The sequence below is a fragment of the Aquimonas sp. genome, assembly GCF_044377145.1.
Classification (GTDB): Bacteria; Pseudomonadota; Gammaproteobacteria; order Xanthomonadales; family Xanthomonadaceae; genus Aquimonas.
Window position 1 is genome coordinate 15,522 of the sequence record NZ_JBILJQ010000023.1, and the last position, 15,092, is coordinate 30,613.

At 67.2% G+C, this 15,092-nt stretch carries 12 protein-coding genes; 5 read left to right on the top strand and 7 right to left on the bottom strand.

Annotated features, from left to right (window positions below):
• Nucleotides 1-3: 3 nt before the first annotated feature.
• The 3 genes from iadA to ACIQ7H_RS09135 all read right to left on the bottom strand — a co-directional run bounded on the left by iadA (nucleotide 4) and on the right by ACIQ7H_RS09135 (nucleotide 5,741).
• Nucleotides 4-1,194 (bottom strand): beta-aspartyl-peptidase, encoded by a 1,191-nt coding sequence (gene iadA, locus ACIQ7H_RS09125; RefSeq protein WP_395790609.1) that lies wholly within the window; start codon nucleotides 1,192-1,194, stop codon nucleotides 4-6.
• A complete protein-coding gene (gene yfcC / locus ACIQ7H_RS09130; protein ID WP_395790611.1) occupies nucleotides 1,194-2,600 on the bottom strand; it encodes a putative basic amino acid antiporter YfcC in 1,407 nt (468 codons plus the stop codon). Before yfcC ends, iadA begins: the two co-directional genes overlap by 1 nt.
• Nucleotides 2,601-2,969: 369 nt before the next feature.
• The gene (locus tag ACIQ7H_RS09135) at nucleotides 2,970-5,741 is read right to left on the bottom strand and encodes a TonB-dependent receptor (protein ID WP_395790613.1); all 2,772 of its coding nucleotides are present in this window, start codon (nucleotides 5,739-5,741) and stop codon (nucleotides 2,970-2,972) included.
• A 517-nt stretch (nucleotides 5,742-6,258) separates the two neighbouring features.
• Here ACIQ7H_RS09135 and ACIQ7H_RS09140 point away from each other — a divergent pair.
• Nucleotides 6,259-8,025 (top strand): cyanophycinase, encoded by a 1,767-nt coding sequence (locus ACIQ7H_RS09140; RefSeq protein ID WP_395790615.1) that lies wholly within the window; start codon nucleotides 6,259-6,261, stop codon nucleotides 8,023-8,025.
• A gap of 640 nt (nucleotides 8,026-8,665) precedes the next feature.
• On the opposite strand, the gene ACIQ7H_RS09145 is transcribed toward ACIQ7H_RS09140, so the two are convergent.
• From ACIQ7H_RS09145 to ubiE, 3 genes are all read right to left on the bottom strand, one after another.
• Entirely contained in the window at nucleotides 8,666-9,640 is a 975-nt protein-coding gene (locus tag ACIQ7H_RS09145; protein WP_395790617.1) for an alpha/beta fold hydrolase, read from the bottom strand.
• A 12-nt stretch (nucleotides 9,641-9,652) separates the two neighbouring features.
• A complete protein-coding gene (locus tag ACIQ7H_RS09150) occupies nucleotides 9,653-11,563 on the bottom strand; it encodes a M1 family metallopeptidase (protein ID WP_395790619.1) in 1,911 nt (636 codons plus the stop codon).
• Nucleotides 11,564-11,731: 168 nt separating this feature from the next.
• Complete coding sequence (gene ubiE / locus ACIQ7H_RS09155; protein ID WP_395790621.1) at nucleotides 11,732-12,520, bottom strand: bifunctional demethylmenaquinone methyltransferase/2-methoxy-6-polyprenyl-1,4-benzoquinol methylase UbiE; 789 nt, start codon at nucleotides 12,518-12,520, stop codon at nucleotides 11,732-11,734.
• Between the two features lie 71 nt (nucleotides 12,521-12,591).
• On the opposite strand from ubiE, the gene ACIQ7H_RS09160 reads away from it, so the two are divergent.
• Nucleotides 12,592-12,717, top strand: a complete 126-nt coding sequence (locus tag ACIQ7H_RS09160; protein ID WP_395790623.1) for a hypothetical protein — start codon at nucleotides 12,592-12,594, stop codon at nucleotides 12,715-12,717.
• A gap of 346 nt (nucleotides 12,718-13,063) precedes the next feature.
• Nucleotides 13,064-13,555, top strand: a complete 492-nt coding sequence (locus tag ACIQ7H_RS09165) for a GNAT family N-acetyltransferase (RefSeq protein ID WP_395790625.1) — start codon at nucleotides 13,064-13,066, stop codon at nucleotides 13,553-13,555.
• Between the two features lie 169 nt (nucleotides 13,556-13,724).
• Here the strand turns inward: ACIQ7H_RS09165 and ACIQ7H_RS09170 are convergent, their stop codons facing one another.
• Nucleotides 13,725-14,057 (bottom strand): Rieske (2Fe-2S) protein, encoded by a 333-nt coding sequence (locus ACIQ7H_RS09170; protein ID WP_395790627.1) that lies wholly within the window; start codon nucleotides 14,055-14,057, stop codon nucleotides 13,725-13,727.
• A 195-nt stretch (nucleotides 14,058-14,252) separates the two neighbouring features.
• Here ACIQ7H_RS09170 and ACIQ7H_RS09175 point away from each other — a divergent pair, with 195 nt between their 5' ends.
• Complete coding sequence (locus ACIQ7H_RS09175) at nucleotides 14,253-14,534, top strand: hypothetical protein (protein WP_395790628.1); 282 nt, start codon at nucleotides 14,253-14,255, stop codon at nucleotides 14,532-14,534.
• Nucleotides 14,535-14,655: 121 nt separating this feature from the next.
• A complete protein-coding gene (gene mscL, locus ACIQ7H_RS09180; protein WP_395790630.1) occupies nucleotides 14,656-15,060 on the top strand; it encodes a large-conductance mechanosensitive channel protein MscL in 405 nt (134 codons plus the stop codon).
• Nucleotides 15,061-15,092 lie beyond the last annotated feature (32 nt).

Below are 15,092 nucleotides of genomic sequence, written 5' to 3' on the forward strand. Positions count from 1 at the left end.
CGCTCAAGCGAATTGGTCGCGCAAGTCAGCAGCGTCGTAGACATGCAGACTGCCGGCAGCGATGGTCGCCGCCAGCTCCAGGCTGTCGCGCTCCAGCAGCAGCATATCGGCGTCCGCGCCGACTTCGATCCTGCCCTTGCGCGGCAGTCCCCAGATATCGGCCGGCGAGCTGGTGATCGCCGCGAGTGCAGTCGCCAGCGACAGTCCATGCTGATGCACCGCCTGGCGCAGACTGTTCAGCAGGCTGTCAATCGCGGCGAACTCGATCGCCACTAGACGGCCATCGGCATCGAACTGCGGCAGGCTGGCCTGGCCGTCAGAACTCAGCGTGATTTGCCCGATCGGCACCCCCGATCCCAGCAGTTCAACCAATGCCTGGGCGGCGGGCACTTCGCCCTCGGCCAGCAGTTGGGGGGTGGTGCTGGCGGTCAGATCGACGCTGCCGCCGCGCGCAGACCAGGCCGACGCCTGCGCCAGCAGCAGGCGGTTGCGATTGATGTGGGTCGGGTGCCAACCGCTGGCGGGCAGCGGTGTTCGAGTGCTCAGGGCATGCAACAGGCTCAAGCCCTCAGCCGCATCACCGACATGGACCAGAACTGTCCCGCGCTTGCCCGCCAGCATGCCGCCGACCCTCGCATCCGCACCGATGCGCGCCAGCTCATCAAGCGTGGGCTGCGAGCCGCGGTGATCAGCGATCGCGATTTCGCCGACACCGATCATTTCCGGAATCAGCACCAGATCCGAGCGCAGGCTGCCGGTCAGGGTGGCCACCGGCACTCGATAGCTGCCGCTGAGGACGTAGGCCGACACGCCCGCCTGAGTGAGCCCGCGTGCGCAGGCCAGCAGATCGGCGTGGCCGCGGGTGACTTCATCGGTGCCGAGCGCGCCGATCACCGTCGTCACTCCAGCGCGCAGCGCGGCATCGGCGCCAAGCGGCGGCGCACGCGTGGCGAAACCGCCTTCGCCGCCGCCACCGCCGATGTGCACGAGGCTGTCGACCAGGCCCGGCACCAGCAGTCGGCCGCCCGCATCGAGGCATCGCAGCGGCAGGCTGTGACCCGGGTCGATCGTGCTGGCGATTGCGAGCACCCGTCCCGCCACCACCAGCACCTCGCAGCGCCCCAGCGGCCGCGGTGCGTAGAGCTCGACGTTGCGGATCAACAGCGCGGTGTCCCGAACCCCAAGCAAGGTCATCAGCTCAGCCCCATCAATACGCCCGCGGCGACGAAGCAGGCCGCAAGCGCCAGCAGCAACAGCTCGAACCGCCACACGATCTGCAGCCACTGCGACCAGCTCAGTCCGGCAACACCGATGGCGCCGATCAGCACCGCAGAGGTCGGGACCACCAGATTGGTCAGCCCGTCGCCGAGCTGGAACGCCAGCACCGACACCTGCCGACTGACGCCGACCAGGTCGCCCAATCCGGCCATCAGCGGCATCGTGATGGCGGCCTGCGCCGAGCCTGAAGTCACAAAGAAATTGAACACCGACTGCGCCGCCAACATGCCCTGTGCAGCGAGCAGTGGCGGGGCGCCATCGAGCACCCAGGCCATCGAGAACAGCAGGGTGTTCAGCACCGATGCCTGATGTGGATCGCTGCCGCCGAGCAGCCACAGCAGGCCCTTGGCCGCGGCGATCACCAGCGCGACAGGCACCAGCGCGCGCACGCCGTCGGTAAAGACTTCGGCGACCTTGTTCGCGCCCATCCGGCGATCCAGCCAGCAGATCACGCCGACCACAAGACCCAAAGTAAAGAACTGACCAGCGATCTCGGGCAGGTAGTAGCCGCGCGTGCTGACACCCCAGACGATCCACACCACCGTCGCCAGCACGCTGAGCAGGATCAGTCGATCAGCCCAATCCAGCGGCGGTGGCGACTGCAGAACCTCCGCGGCCTTCTGCCCCGGCTGTCGGTGGGCAAACGCGTAGCGCAGGGTGAAGCCCAACCCGACCAGGGTGAATGCGCTCCACATGAACAGGCGGAACTGAAGCCCTGACAGCGGTTCCAGCCCGGCGATGCCCTGCGCCACCACCACGCTGAAGGGGTTCATCCATGAGCTGGCAAAACCGATCTGGCTGGCCATGTAGGTGCACATCACCGCCGATGCGCGGGGTAGACCCAGGCGATCGGTCAGCGGTAGCAACAGAGCCAGGAAGGCGATCGTTTCCTCGCCCATGCCGAACACTGCACCGCCCAGTGAAAAGGCGATGAACAGAGCCGACAGCAGCAGCCAGCCTCGGCCGCCGGTCAGCGCGATCAAGCGCAGCAGGCCGCGATCAACCGCACCGGAGGCCTGCACCACGCCGAAGCTGCCACCGATGATGAAGACCAGTGCGATCACACCGACCGCCGCACCGTTGCGACTGCCGGAAACCAGGCCTTCGAACAGGAAATTGAGAAATCCCCGACCCTCGCCCGCCGCGAACAGGCTGAGCGAATGCGCGGTGGGGCCGAGCTCGAAGCTGGCCAATGACAGCGGCTGGCCCTCGGCAAATCGCCCGGTGGGCACCAGCAGCGACAGCAGGCTGAAACCGGCAGCCACGAGGAACAGCAGCAGCAGCGTGTTGACGCCTTGCGGCGCAGCAGTTGGGGCATTCACAACGGACTCCAGATAAGCGCACAACAAAAGATGGGGCCAAGCATGCCTGTCCAACCGGCGCAGTCAGACCCCAAGCGCACAGGCTGAGCTGCCGGAGCCAGCGCCGCCGGAGGTGGCAAGCCTGAGCAACGGCGCGCAGACAGCGGCCTGGACGGAGTGGTCAGACCCACTCCGGCGCAGTCACCGGAGCCGCCCGCGGGGGGACGGCGGCTCCGGCGAACGACCCCTGCGCTTGTGGGCTCAAAGGTCGGGCCCGCGGCCACGGGGAGCACGGCCGCGAGCGCCTGCGTTCCAGCCGAGCTGCGCCAGCAGAGCGCTTGTTCACGCGTCTGCGAAGTCACCGTTTGACACTCGACGCCAGGTTCGCGCTCAGTAGCGGTAGACGTAGCTGAAGGTCCAGAAGCGGCCCAAGGTGTTGTGGTTGTACAGATCGACATTGGCCGCTGAGCCCAGCGCCACGGGTGGCTGACGGTCAGCCAGGTTGCGCACGTTGAGGCTCAGCGAGTGGTGCTCGCCGACGTCCTGACCCACGGTCAGGTTGAGCGTTGTCCACGAACCGATCTGTCGCCCCGCCGGCACCTCTGCGCGCTGGTCATCGTCGAAGTAGCCATCGACGTAGTTGGCGAACAGCCGGGCGAAGCTGCCGCCGCGAGTCCACGCGACACCGGTGTTGGCCGTCCACTCCGGGTAGCGGAACTCGCCTACTCGCTCGATCAACCGCTGGCCGCCCTGGCACGCCCCTGCGCCACGCCGCCCATCGCCCGAGTCACCGCAGGATTCGCTGCGCTCGAAACTGTTCACCCAGGTTGCATCGAACAGATAGCGCAGGCTGCCCCAGCTGAACTCGTCGAACCGATGCTCGAAGCTGATGTCAATGCCATCGGTGCGCTGTCGTCCGATGTTGATCAGCTGCAGATTGACCTGATCCACGTTACCGCCAATCCGCCCGTTGCGAATGCCGATGCCGATCTGTCCGGAAGGCAGGTCAGCGCTGCGGAAGACCAGCGCAGGGTTGCTCAAGGCCTGACGGAACAGCTCCAGATCGTCGATATCGACCAGATCACGCTGATCGAAACTCCAGTAATCCAGGGTCAGGGTGCTGCGCTGGCCCAGGCTGAAGGCGCTGCCCAGATACCAGGCCGAGGAGGTTTCGGCCTGCAGATCGGGATTGCCGTAGACCTCGGACAGATAGCCGTCGTCGCCGCTGAATCCGCCGCAGAAGCTGTTGAAGAATTCGCTGCCGGGTGAGCACGGCACGGCGCCAGAACTCAAGCTCAAGCCAGCGCCCACCTGCGCCAGCGACGGCGCGCGGAACGACGTGTTCCAACCGCCGCGCAGCACCACGCTGTCGTGCGGGCGCCAGCGCAGGCCGACTGCGGGATTGATGTCGCCGCCGAAGTCGCTGTAGTAGTCGTAGCGCGCCGCGACCCGGAGGTCGAAGCGCTCGGTGAACGGCAGGTAGTTCTCGGCATACAGCGCGCCCTGCGAGCGCGCCGCGCTGACGGCAGTCGAACCGAATCCATACACCGGCACTTCGCCCGTCAACGGATCGAGCGTTGCCAGCGGCGAGGGTCGATCCTCGATCGCCTCGCGGCGCAGTTCTGCACCGAACGCCCAGCCAACATCGCCGCCGGCCAAGGCACCCCAGACGCCGGACAATTTGCCGTCCCAGCCCATCAAGTCCGACTTGCCATCGCGCGGCACCTGCTCGCGCAGCAGGTCCAGCACCTGGGCGCCGTTCCCTGTCTGAGCGTCGAACGGGTTGTAGAACAGGCCTCCGCTGCCGGGTCGACAATTGGTGGCCCCAGTACTGCACAGCTCACCGACCAGACCAGCGCGGAAGCGCTCGACGTTGTAGATGCCAGCCACCGCCTGTTGCTCGCTGCGGCTCTGCGAAAGCGTCGTCGTGGTCTCCCAGTCCCAGTTGCCGGACGCCCCGCGCAAGCCGTTCAGCCAGCGCCAATTGCGGGTCTCCACTTCGATTTCGCGGGCGTCGGGGAATCGGCCCCATCCGAACACGCTGGACGCCGGATCGGCGCCGGCCGCGAGCAGCCGAGCACGCAGTTCGGCCGGCATGCTCGGGTGGTTGAAGGCGATCTCCTCTTCGCTCCATGGCGCCGGCGCGCTGGCCGCGCGCGAAACGTTCCGCTGCAGCGCCAGCTCGGTGAAGTACTCGGTGCCTGCACCGAAATCGAACTGCCAGGTGGCGAAGCTGCCGAAGCGTTCGGTCTCCGGATCGGTGGGCGTGTACTGGTTGCGGTTGACCGTGCAATAGGCGCCGAAGCGGCTGTTCGGGAATCCCGGACGACCGTCGAAACGCTGGCTGTCCGGGCAGCTCGCTTCGACCAGATCGAGATCCATCTCGGCGAGGTCGTTGAAGCTCGGATAGATGCCCTGCTGCGAGGGCCGCGGCTCGATGGCGGTGATGCTGCGATCGCGCAGATACATGCCGCTGCGCTTGAACAGGTCGAGCACCAGCAGACCGCGCGATCGATCGCCGACGTAGCCCGCGACGATATTGGCATTGGCGCGCAGCTCATCGGTTTCGGCTTCGGAGTCGCCGAGGCTGGCCGAGAGCCGAACGCCCTCGAAGTCGTCGCGCAGAACGAAATTCACCACGCCGGCCACCGCATCCGCGCCGTAAATCGCCGACGCACCGGTGGTCAGGATCTCAACGCGATCGATGGCTGCCATCGGAATCGCATTGATGTCGACGAAGTTCTCCGAACCCGACGCAAACGACGAGACGGCGATGCGGCGGCCGTTGACCAAGGTCAAGGTGGAAGCGGTGCCAAGACCGCGCAGCGACACCGCCGCCGCGCCGGCAGGCGTGTCAGCCTGCAGCGCGCCGGAACTGGCGGTGCTGAAACTGCCGGTGCCGCCCCGGGCCGCCGCGATCTGGGCAATCAGATCGCCGACCGTGACCGCGCCGAGCTGGCGGATGGTGTCAGCGTCGATCACCGTGATCGGCTGAGCCTCCTGCAGATCGATGCCGCGAATGTTGGAGCCGGTAACGACCACCTTGTCGAGCGCGACGGCGGGTTCGGGCTCGGCGGCTGCAGTGGTTTGGCCCGCCACCAGCACAGGCAGGGCGAGCAGTGCCGTCGCGATCGCGACCGACAGCGATTTGATGGAATGCATTTTGGATTCCCCACATTGCCCGTCAGCTCGCACCTTTGAGCAGTGCGGAGGACGGATGGACTCAAGTTGGACGACCGCTGCGCGTGACGACACAGACAGACCACGCCCATCCAGGAGGATGGCGGCCACGTGTTCGTTGCGGATGCGGACGCGGAGTCGCTACGCGAGGACTGCTACTCGTCCCACCACTCGCTCAAGTAGTAGGTGCGCGCAAGATGCCGGATGTGGTTACGCGGCTTGGACATGAGCGCCGAGGTTGGTGACAGCGTGGCGAAGCATTACCCCGAGCCGAACGGCGCGTCAAGGCCCGGGACGCTCGAGCGGCAGACTCCCGGGCTCCGCGCTCGAGGCGCACTTCGACTGCGCGCGCCCCGGTGCCTCTGCAGCGCACCGGTCAAGCGGGCCGCACGGGCAGATCGGCAACCCAGCCAAGCGCAATCCGACAGGCTCCGCGAGGATTTGCCGGGAGCAGCGCGCACTTGTGGCGCACACAGCCCACCCCGTATGGTCCGCCGCCATGCATACACCATCGATCGACCGCATCACTGCGAGTGCGCTGCTTGCGCTTTGTCTTGCCGCATCCAGCGCGAGCGGTGAAGGAGCTTCGCTTTCTTCAACTGAACAATTCCCGCAGACGCTTTTCATCGCCGGCGGGGCACTGCCGATCTGCTCGGATCTGGCCCCGAAGTCCTGCCAACGCGCGCTACCGGACCGAACGGCTGGACGCCAGCCCTGGCTGTATCAAGTCGACCCGGATGCGCTGAATTGGCTGCCATCAGAAGGCACGGACGCAGACTACATCGACACACTCAGAGGCCAGGTCGAGAAGCTGTTGACCATTGCGATGGAGCGCGTTGGACCGAAGCCAATTCATGCCGCCGAACTTGAAGATGTACTGTTCAACATCTGCACGGATGGCGAATCCGCGGAGGCCGCGCCCTGCAAAAATGGCCGCCGCTCGCTGTGGGCACGGCTGTCGGACGCCGAGCGCGCCGCGATACTCGGCAGCCTGCAGGCGCCTCAGATCGAGGCCGGGGTACGTCTTCGCGAGCGCGTTTTCGCCGACCTCACGACCGAGCCCGCCGGGCTGGAAGTGCTTCGCGCCTTCGTGGCGGAAGCGGCTCGACGCGGCGGCAAGCGCCCGCGGATTGCGGTCGTCACCGCCTCTGCGCAGGACCCTTTCGACGCCGTCGATTTCTATCAGGGCGCGTTCGAGGCGCTGGGCGCGGACGCGGTCTGGTGGCCGATCGACCTGGCGCTGGCGCGGACGATCGAGTCCGACCTCGACTGCGATTCACTGGAATCGCAGCGCCGGCTCCATCTGCAGCTGCCCGATCGGGACCGGATCTTCCCTGATCTCGCACGCACCCAGGCCGCTGCTTGCGCTGCGCCAGAGGCGCTGGCGAACCTGCCGCACGCGCTGGATGGCGTGTTTTTTTCCGGTGGTGACCAGTGGCGATTGCGCCAGGCCTTTTTTGACCGCGCCGACCGCGCGCAGCCATGGCTGCAGGCGCTCCGCGCGGCGCACGCATCGGGCAGGCTGGTGGTCGGCGGTACCAGCGCCGGGGCGGCCGTGCAGTCGGGGGCAGCCATGCTCAGCAACGGCAGCCCGGAATCCGCAGTGCGCGGACCCGGACGGGCCGGCCCTCCGCCGATTCCCGGCTGCAGCCGAGGACAGCGCTGCGGTGTCGGCATTGACGAGGATCAGCTCAGCTTCTGGCCCGCAGGCGGGCTTTCGCTGGCCGAATCCGCTTCGGTTGACACCCACTTCTCCGAACGCGCGCGCGAACCGCGGCTGCTGCGGCTGCTGGCACAGACCAGCGCCCAGATCGGCTATGGCGTGGACGAAGCAAGCGCGCTACAGATCGACCGACATGCAGGTCAACTGACCGTGCGCGCGCACGGCCGCAGCGGCGGCTGGGTATTCCGGCGAGCTGCCACGTCGGCTGCCGGGCAACTCAAGGCGACGGTGCACTACCTCGCGCCAGGTTCGGACCTGCAGCTTGCCGAGGCTGCGATGGACGCTGAGCTGGCGCCGTTGGAAGGCGCGCACAGGGTCGACTGCATCGAGCGCAGGCCCGCACCTGTCGCCGACACTGCGCTGCAGCCGGGCGCGATGCGCAGCGCCGCCCGTCGGCTGGCGCACTGTGGACTCGATTCGATCCGTTTGCCGGCGGGCGACGGTGTGATCAGCCTGCAGCGGCTGACGCAGACGCAGGTCGTCGATGCAGCGCAGGGCATCAGCATCGGACCCTTGCGAATGGTCTTTCGCAGCGAGGATTGATCGGCAGCCGCCCTTTCGGCCCGCGGCTGCCCGCGTTTTGCCACAAGCTCCGCCCGCATTTGCCCAAGCTGCCGTTTCTACTCAACCTGCCGCGCAGCCCGCGCGGTGGGAGATCGCCATGAGCCACCGTATAACCCGCAAACCCCGCATGTTCACAGGCCCGATGCCGCGTGCGCCCGATCCAGGCCCGCTGCGGCCGCTGCCGCCATCACCGGTCCAACCGTCGCCAGCGCCCGTGTCGGCGTCGGCGCTGCCGGGAGGCGCGTCATGGTCCTGATGCTGCCGCCGCATCTGTTGGACCCGAGCCTGCCGGTGCCGCGCGACGACCCGCCGCAGGCGCCCGCTGCCAGCGCCGCACCAGTCCGTCCGCGTGTATGCGGGCTTCGCGACTGGCGGCCACGACTCGCCCCGAGCGCTGTGACCAACCGGGTCGCCGAGAATAAGCGCAGGAACGTCCGCTGACGCCCTGCAGCTTGGCGGCGACGCTGAACGCCCGGTGCTCCGGGGCCAGCACGTGGCGCGGTCGTTGTGCGCGCGCTCGATCCTGGCGCGATCGCGCTGCGCAGGCGGCAAGGCCGCCCGGATATGCAGCTGCAGCCGCGGTCGAACAGACGGCGTACCTCCGCCCAGTCGAGATCAGTTACGGCACGGCCTCAGACCAGACCAGCAGCGCGGCCGCGGTGCCGGCGGCCTGTTCCATCATCGGCATGTGGGCGCAGCCATCCAGCAGCAGGCTGCGCGACTCGACCAGAACGGCCGCGTAGGCTTCGGCGGCGCTGGGGTCGATCACCGGATCACCGCGACACCACAGCAGCAGCGTGGGCCGAGCGATCTCACCCGCCAACTGCTCGGGCAGGAAGGCCTGCGGGCCACGGCCGATCGACTCCAGCACGCCGCGCTCGAATTCGAAGTCGGCCTGTCGGCGCTGCAGCAGCGCCTGCGGCAGCGGCCAGGGCAGGAAGGGCGGATCAATGAACACCAGCCCCAGATATGCGTCGAGCTCGGCACGGGTCCGCACCGCAAACGGATGTTCACCTCGCAGCACTGCACGGCCGAAGTCGTTGGGTTTGAATGGCGTGCCGGATGCGCTCATCAGTACCAGCCCACGCAGCCGCTCAGGGTGGCGCGCGGCGGTCACCGCGGCGATACCGCCGCCCATCGAGTGCCCGACCAGCACCACATCGCGCAGATCCAGCGCCACCAGCAGGGCCGCCAGACGCTCGGCCTGGGCGGCATAGCCGTAGTCGCCGCCAGGCAGGCGCGCCGACTCGCCCCAGCCGGGCAGATCAGGTGCGACGATCGCCGCATCGGACGGGAGTTGCCGCAGCAGCGGCAGCCAGTTTTCCTTGCTGCCGGTTAAGCCGTGCACGAACACCCAGACCGGCTGGCCCGGCTGGACCTCGCCGCGACGCGCAAGGCTCCAAAGCTGGCCGTCGACGCTGAGTTCCGAAAGCGCGGTGCCGGTGCGCAGGTGATCCAGCCGCAGCACCGCGCTCAGGAACAGATTCGGCCACAGGCTGCCGGCGAACCCCAGCAGCAGGCATACGACCAGCAACAGCGCCAGCCACCAACGCTTGCGTGCTGCCCGTCGCCGCTCCCGCCGGCTGCGCTGCATGGTCGCGGCGTCTTACTGCAGGGCCGCGGCGACCGAGGCCGCAGTGATCGGGTGATAGCCCGGCCGCGCCTCGGTAAACACGGCGCGGGCGAACTCCAGGCCTTCAGGGCTCGCAGCCAGCGCGGTGTAGACCGGCATGATCAGCTTGCGACGGCCGATGCCCTTCAAGAAATCCGCCATCGCCGGCCGCGCTTCGAAATAGCCACTGCGCTCGGCCAGTGGATACCAGCGCATCGCAATCTCTCCATTGCTGGTACCAGTGAAGCGGAACGCCTGATCCAGCGCGACCAGTACCGGACCGTCCAGCACCGGCGGCAGCCCTTCGAGGAAGTACAGCCACTCCTGCGTGGTCCACTCCGCCGTTTCGAGGTCTGCCGCCGCGGACTGCTGCAGGAATGCGGTGCGCGCAAGGTCGACCGCCGCGAACCGCTGCGAGGTCGCCGCCACCGCGAACTCCGGCACGCCCGGCTCGAACAGCCAGGCGTCGAGTTCGGGTTCGCTGATCGCGTTCGGCTGCTGCTCCAGCAGGGTTTCGCGCAGATGGGCCACGAACTGGCTGCTGTCGATGGCCTGGAACGCGAAGCGATCGAAATAGCCGCGCAGGAAGGCATCGAATTCTTCGCGACCGAAGCGCTGCTCCAGAAACGACAGGAACCACGCACCCTTGATGTAGGCCACCGGGGTCAGCGCGTCATCCGGATCGCGCCCGGTCAGCGGCGGCAGCACCAGCAGCTGATCCGCTGCCGCCAGATCGGCCAGCTCGCGGCGCAAGCTGGACTGCTCGATCACCATCTCCATCTGCGCGCGCTCGATGCCGTACAGGGACTCGACGATGCGGTTCTCGACGTAGCTGGTGAAGCCCTCGTTGAGCCAGATGTCCTTCCAGCTCGAATTGGTGACCAGATTGCCCGACCACGAATGCGCCAGCTCATGCGCGATCAGGCTGACCAGCGACTTGTCACCCACGATCACGGTCGGCGTGATAAACGACAGCCGCGGATTCTCCATGCCGCCAAACGGGAAGCTCGGCGGCAGGATCAGCAGGTCATAGCGCTCCCAGCGATAGGGGCCATACAGGGCTTCGGTGGCTTGGATCATTCGCTCGGTGTCGGCGAACTCGGCTACCGCGGCGGCCAGCGTGGCCGGCTCGGCCCAGACGCCACTGCGCGCCGAGATCGGCGCGAACTCCAGATCGCCCACCGCGATCGCCATCAGATAGGACGGAATCGGCTGGCTCATGCGGAACACGTAGCGGCCGTTGCGCACCGGATTGACCGGATTGTCGGCGCTCATCAACGCAACCAGATTCGGCGGCGTGCGCACCACGGCGCTGTAGGTGTAGCGCACGCTCGGGGTGTCCTGCAGCGGCACCCAACTGCGCGCGTGGATGGCCTGCGACTGGCTGAACAGGAACGGCGCCTTGCCGCCCGCGGTCATCGCCGGCTCCAGCCACTGCAGGCCGGACGCGTTCTGCGAGGTGCGGTAACGCACCCGCACCACGTCATATTGCCGGCTCATGCTGATGCGCAGGGCCGAACCGAACACGGCATCCGGCGCATCCAGGCTGAAATCGAGCCGGCGCCAGCCACTGTCGCCGCGGCGCCCGAGCACTTTATCGATCTGCAGTTCGCGGGTATCGAGCACCAGCTCGCGCGCCGCGCGGTCGGACCAATCCAGGCTGTAGTCGGCGGAGCCCTTCAGCGTGCGGGTGTCGAAATCGACCGCCAGGCTCAGCGCCAGATCGCGGATGCGAACCACCTGCGGCTGCGCGTAGCTGTGCTCATCGATTCCACGCCCGGCCAGCGCGGGCTCGGCCTCGACCGCCGCCGGAGCGGCCGCGAACACGGCGCCGGCGGCCAGCGCCAAACCGGCCGCGACAAGGCCGAGTGCAAACAGCAGGACAGGAAAACGGGAAGCGCGCATGGCAAGTGGTCACCGGCTGCGAAAGGATCACCGCAGTCTAGCCGCCAAGCCTGCCGATAGGGGACCGACGGAGGCCGAGCGATGCGTCATTCAGCCCAGCTGGACGCACTTGACCACGCGGACTGCGGCTGCAGCGGCCGAACGCGGCCGGCGAACATGCCGGTAGCGCTACAGCTTGTGCCCGGAATGGATGGCGCAGATTCCACCGGTGAGGTTGCGGTAGTCGCAGCGCTCCAGGACCGCGGCCTCCATCATCGCCTTCAGCTGGGCCTGCGGCGGGTGCTGGCGGATCGATTCGGCCAGGTACTGGTAGCTGTCGCCATCTCCGGCGAACAGCTTGCCGAGCCGCGGCAGCACCTGGAACGAGTGGAAGTCATACAGCGGCTTCAGCCAGTCGTGCTTGACCTCGGAGAACTCCAGCACCAGCGCGCGCCCGCCGATTTTCAGCACCCGCTGCATTTCGTTCAGCGCCTGCTGCTTGTCGGTAACGTTACGCAGGCCGAAAGCGATCGTCACCAGATCGAAACTGGCATCAGGAAACGGCAGCGCCTCGGCGTTCAACTGCGCGTAGCGCAGGCCACGCACACGGCCGCGGTCGGTCAGGCGATCGCGGCCCACCCGCAGCATGTCGCCATTGATGTCGCCAATGACGATCTCGCCGTCCGGCCCGACCCGCTCCTGCAGCAGGCTGGCGATGTCGCCGGTGCCGCCGGCCAAGTCCAGCACCCGGTCGCCGCGACGCACCCCGCTGGTGGCGACGAAATAGCGCTTCCAGATCCGGTGGATGCCGAAGCTCATCAGGTCGTTCATGAGGTCGTACTTGGCCGCCACCGAACTGAACACCTGACCGACCAGCCGCTGCTTGTCGGCGGCCGGCACTTCGCGGAATCCGAAATGGGTGGTGTCGCCGCTGGCGGACGGGCGAGAGGACGGGCTGCGGTCATCGGGCGTATTCATGGGCGGGGATTATCGCAGAGGTCGGCGCGCAGCCCCTACACTGCCGCATCGCCCGTCTGCGCCTGTGCCCCATGAGCCAGTTCGTCGTCAGCGTGTTTGCCCTGGTCTACCTGGGCATGGCACTGGGTCGGCTGCCGAGGCTGGCGATGGACCGCAGCGGCATCGCCTTCGTCCCTGCAGCGCTTGTGCTCGCCTGAGGCGCGCTACCGGCAGACGAATGGTCCGCGGCACTGGACTTCGAGACCCTGCCGCTGTTTGCGCTGATGCCGGCGGGCGCGCACTTCGCCGCCGTCGATGCGTTCGATGCCGTGGCCGCAGCCCTGGCCCGCAGGGCGCTGCCGCCGCATACGCTGCTGGGCTTGACGATCGCCACCGCGGGTTTGCTGTCAGCCGTGCTTGTCACCAATATCATCACCACCGAACCTGCCGCACAGCTCGACCTGCGGCTGGGCTTTGCCGATTTCGCCCGGGTCGGCATTCCGACAACTCTGATCTCGACGACGCTCGCTCTGGGCTGGTTTCTGCTGATGGGATGGACCACTGATGTCATCGCTTGCACCGCTCGAATTCAGCTGCCTGCCGTTCGAGGCACTCGACCCCTATCGCCTGTACACGCTGCTGCGCCTGCGGGTGGATGTATTCGTGGTGGAACAAAGCTGCGCCTACCCCGACCTCGACGGTCACGATCACGCGCCCGGCGTTCGCCATCTGCTGGGCGAACGCGCGGGGCAGCTGCTGGCCGCCGCGCGCCTGCTGCCGCCGGGGCTGAGTTTCGACACTCCCGCCATCGGTCGGGTGGTCGTCGCAGCCAGCGCGCGCGGGCTGGGTCTTGCCCATCTGCTGATGCGAACTGCGATCGCCCAGTGCGAGCAGCTGTGGCCAGGCCAGGATCAGAACCTCAGCGCGCAGGCGCATTTGCAGGGCTTCTATGCCGCACACGGATTCGTGGCGTGCTCCGAACCCTATCTGGAGGACGGCATCCCGCACGTCGGCATGCGCAGATCAGTTGCGTTGCCCAGCTGGACCGCAGGATGAGCTGAACTTCCACCACAGCAAGACGACGCGCATTCCCGCCCGATCGCGGTCGAAGGGCTGGGAAGCACGCTTCCTCCCATCTCACTCGTCTGGCAAAAGTGCAGCATCGTCCTGCCTGACTCACCGCTGAGTGGTCACCCCGTCACGCTGCACCCGGCTCACCCAGAGCTCAGGGCCCGTCGATCACCACCATCGAATCCTGCAGGCGCACCGCGACTGCTGACAGCGACTGCCCGCGGCACGGTCCTCCGACACAGGCGCCACTCGGCAGTTCGAAACTCGCCCCGTGCGCGGCGCAGATCAGACGGCCGCCCTCAAGCAGGAACTTCCCCGGCGCCCAATCCAGTCGACGCCCGGCATGTGGGCAGATATTGAGAAATGCCGCCAGGCTGCCGTCTCGCTGCACCAGCAGCAGCGACTCCTCACGGCCATCGACCCGAGCATCTACGGCCAGCACGCCGCGCTCAGTGAGTTCAGCAAGGGAGCACAGCGGCTGAGGCATACGCGGAACACCGGTTTCAGAGTGGGTCGGGCCGCCAAGGATACGCGCCGGCACGTGGGTCGGAACCCCCCGTTCTCGCGCGACACGCGTAGGCGATGCCTAAGGCTGCGGTTCAGCTATCGGCTTGAGTCCGCGCTGTACTGCCCCCAATACTCCGCACTCGCGCGTTTCGCGCCGCAGTCAGGATGTTCCCCCATGCGTGCTGCCATCTTCCAGCTTCGCCTGCCTCGCAATCCGCTGCTGCGCCTGCTGATTGCTGTCGCTGGCATCGCGCTGCTTTCGATGTTCGCCCTGGTCGGTGTGGGACTGGCAGTGGCGGCACTCGCGCTGTTCGGCGCGCGCGCACTGTGGTGGAAGCTGCGTGGACGACCGCAGACCTCCGCGCCAGCGTGGAGCCGCCGCACGGACGTGATCGAGGGCGACTACACCGTCATCGAGAAGTCCGCAGAACCGCTGCCGCCGCGAAATACGGTCTGACACCCGCCGCTCGTCGCAGCCCCACGGCGTTGTAATCGCTGCTGCCTGCGCTCATTGCCATCGCGGCTGGGCTAAAGTCGCCGGCGCGGCAATCCGGCCGCTTGAGCGCTGCGGAGTGGACATGAGCTTCCTGACTGAATTCAAAGCCTTCGCCATGCGTGGCAATGTGGTCGATCTGGCCGTGGGTGTGGTGATCGGCGCGGCCTTCGGCAAGATCGTCAGTGCCTTGGTCGACGGCATCATCATGCCCGTGATCGGCCTGATCGTCGGCGGGGTCAATTTTGCCGATCTGGCCGTGGTGCTGAAGGAAGCTCCCGAAGGCGGCGAGGCGGTACTGTTCAAGTACGGCGCTTTTCTGCAGACCGTGGCCGATTTCACGATCATCGCCTTCGCCATCTTCATGGTGATCAAGCTGATGAACCGCCTGCAGCGCAAGCAGGAGGCTGCGCCTGCCGCACCGCCACCGCCGCCGGAAGATGTGGAGCTGCTGCGCGAGATCCGCGATCTGCTGAAAGCCCGCGGCTGAGATCGACTACAGACGCGGACCCGCCGAGGCGT

Excerpts from the sequence above, each read along its gene's own strand:
- iadA (WP_395790609.1), bottom strand. The coding sequence starts at position 1,194 with ATGACCTTGCTTGGGGTTCGGGACACCGCGCTGTTGATCCGCAACGTC.
- ACIQ7H_RS09135 (WP_395790613.1), bottom strand. The coding sequence starts at position 5,741 with ATGCATTCCATCAAATCGCTGTCGGTCGCGATCGCGACGGCACTGCTC.
- ACIQ7H_RS09140 (WP_395790615.1), top strand. The coding sequence starts at position 6,259 with ATGCATACACCATCGATCGACCGCATCACTGCGAGTGCGCTGCTTGCG.
- ACIQ7H_RS09145 (WP_395790617.1), bottom strand. The coding sequence starts at position 9,640 with ATGCAGCGCAGCCGGCGGGAGCGGCGACGGGCAGCACGCAAGCGTTGG.
- ACIQ7H_RS09150 (WP_395790619.1), bottom strand. The coding sequence starts at position 11,563 with ATGCGCGCTTCCCGTTTTCCTGTCCTGCTGTTTGCACTCGGCCTTGTC.
- ubiE (WP_395790621.1), bottom strand. The coding sequence starts at position 12,520 with ATGAATACGCCCGATGACCGCAGCCCGTCCTCTCGCCCGTCCGCCAGC.
- ACIQ7H_RS09160 (WP_395790623.1), top strand. The coding sequence starts at position 12,592 with ATGAGCCAGTTCGTCGTCAGCGTGTTTGCCCTGGTCTACCTGGGCATG.
- ACIQ7H_RS09165 (WP_395790625.1), top strand. The coding sequence starts at position 13,064 with ATGTCATCGCTTGCACCGCTCGAATTCAGCTGCCTGCCGTTCGAGGCA.
- ACIQ7H_RS09170 (WP_395790627.1), bottom strand. The coding sequence starts at position 14,057 with ATGCCTCAGCCGCTGTGCTCCCTTGCTGAACTCACTGAGCGCGGCGTG.
- ACIQ7H_RS09175 (WP_395790628.1), top strand. The coding sequence starts at position 14,253 with ATGCGTGCTGCCATCTTCCAGCTTCGCCTGCCTCGCAATCCGCTGCTG.
- mscL (WP_395790630.1), top strand. The coding sequence starts at position 14,656 with ATGAGCTTCCTGACTGAATTCAAAGCCTTCGCCATGCGTGGCAATGTG.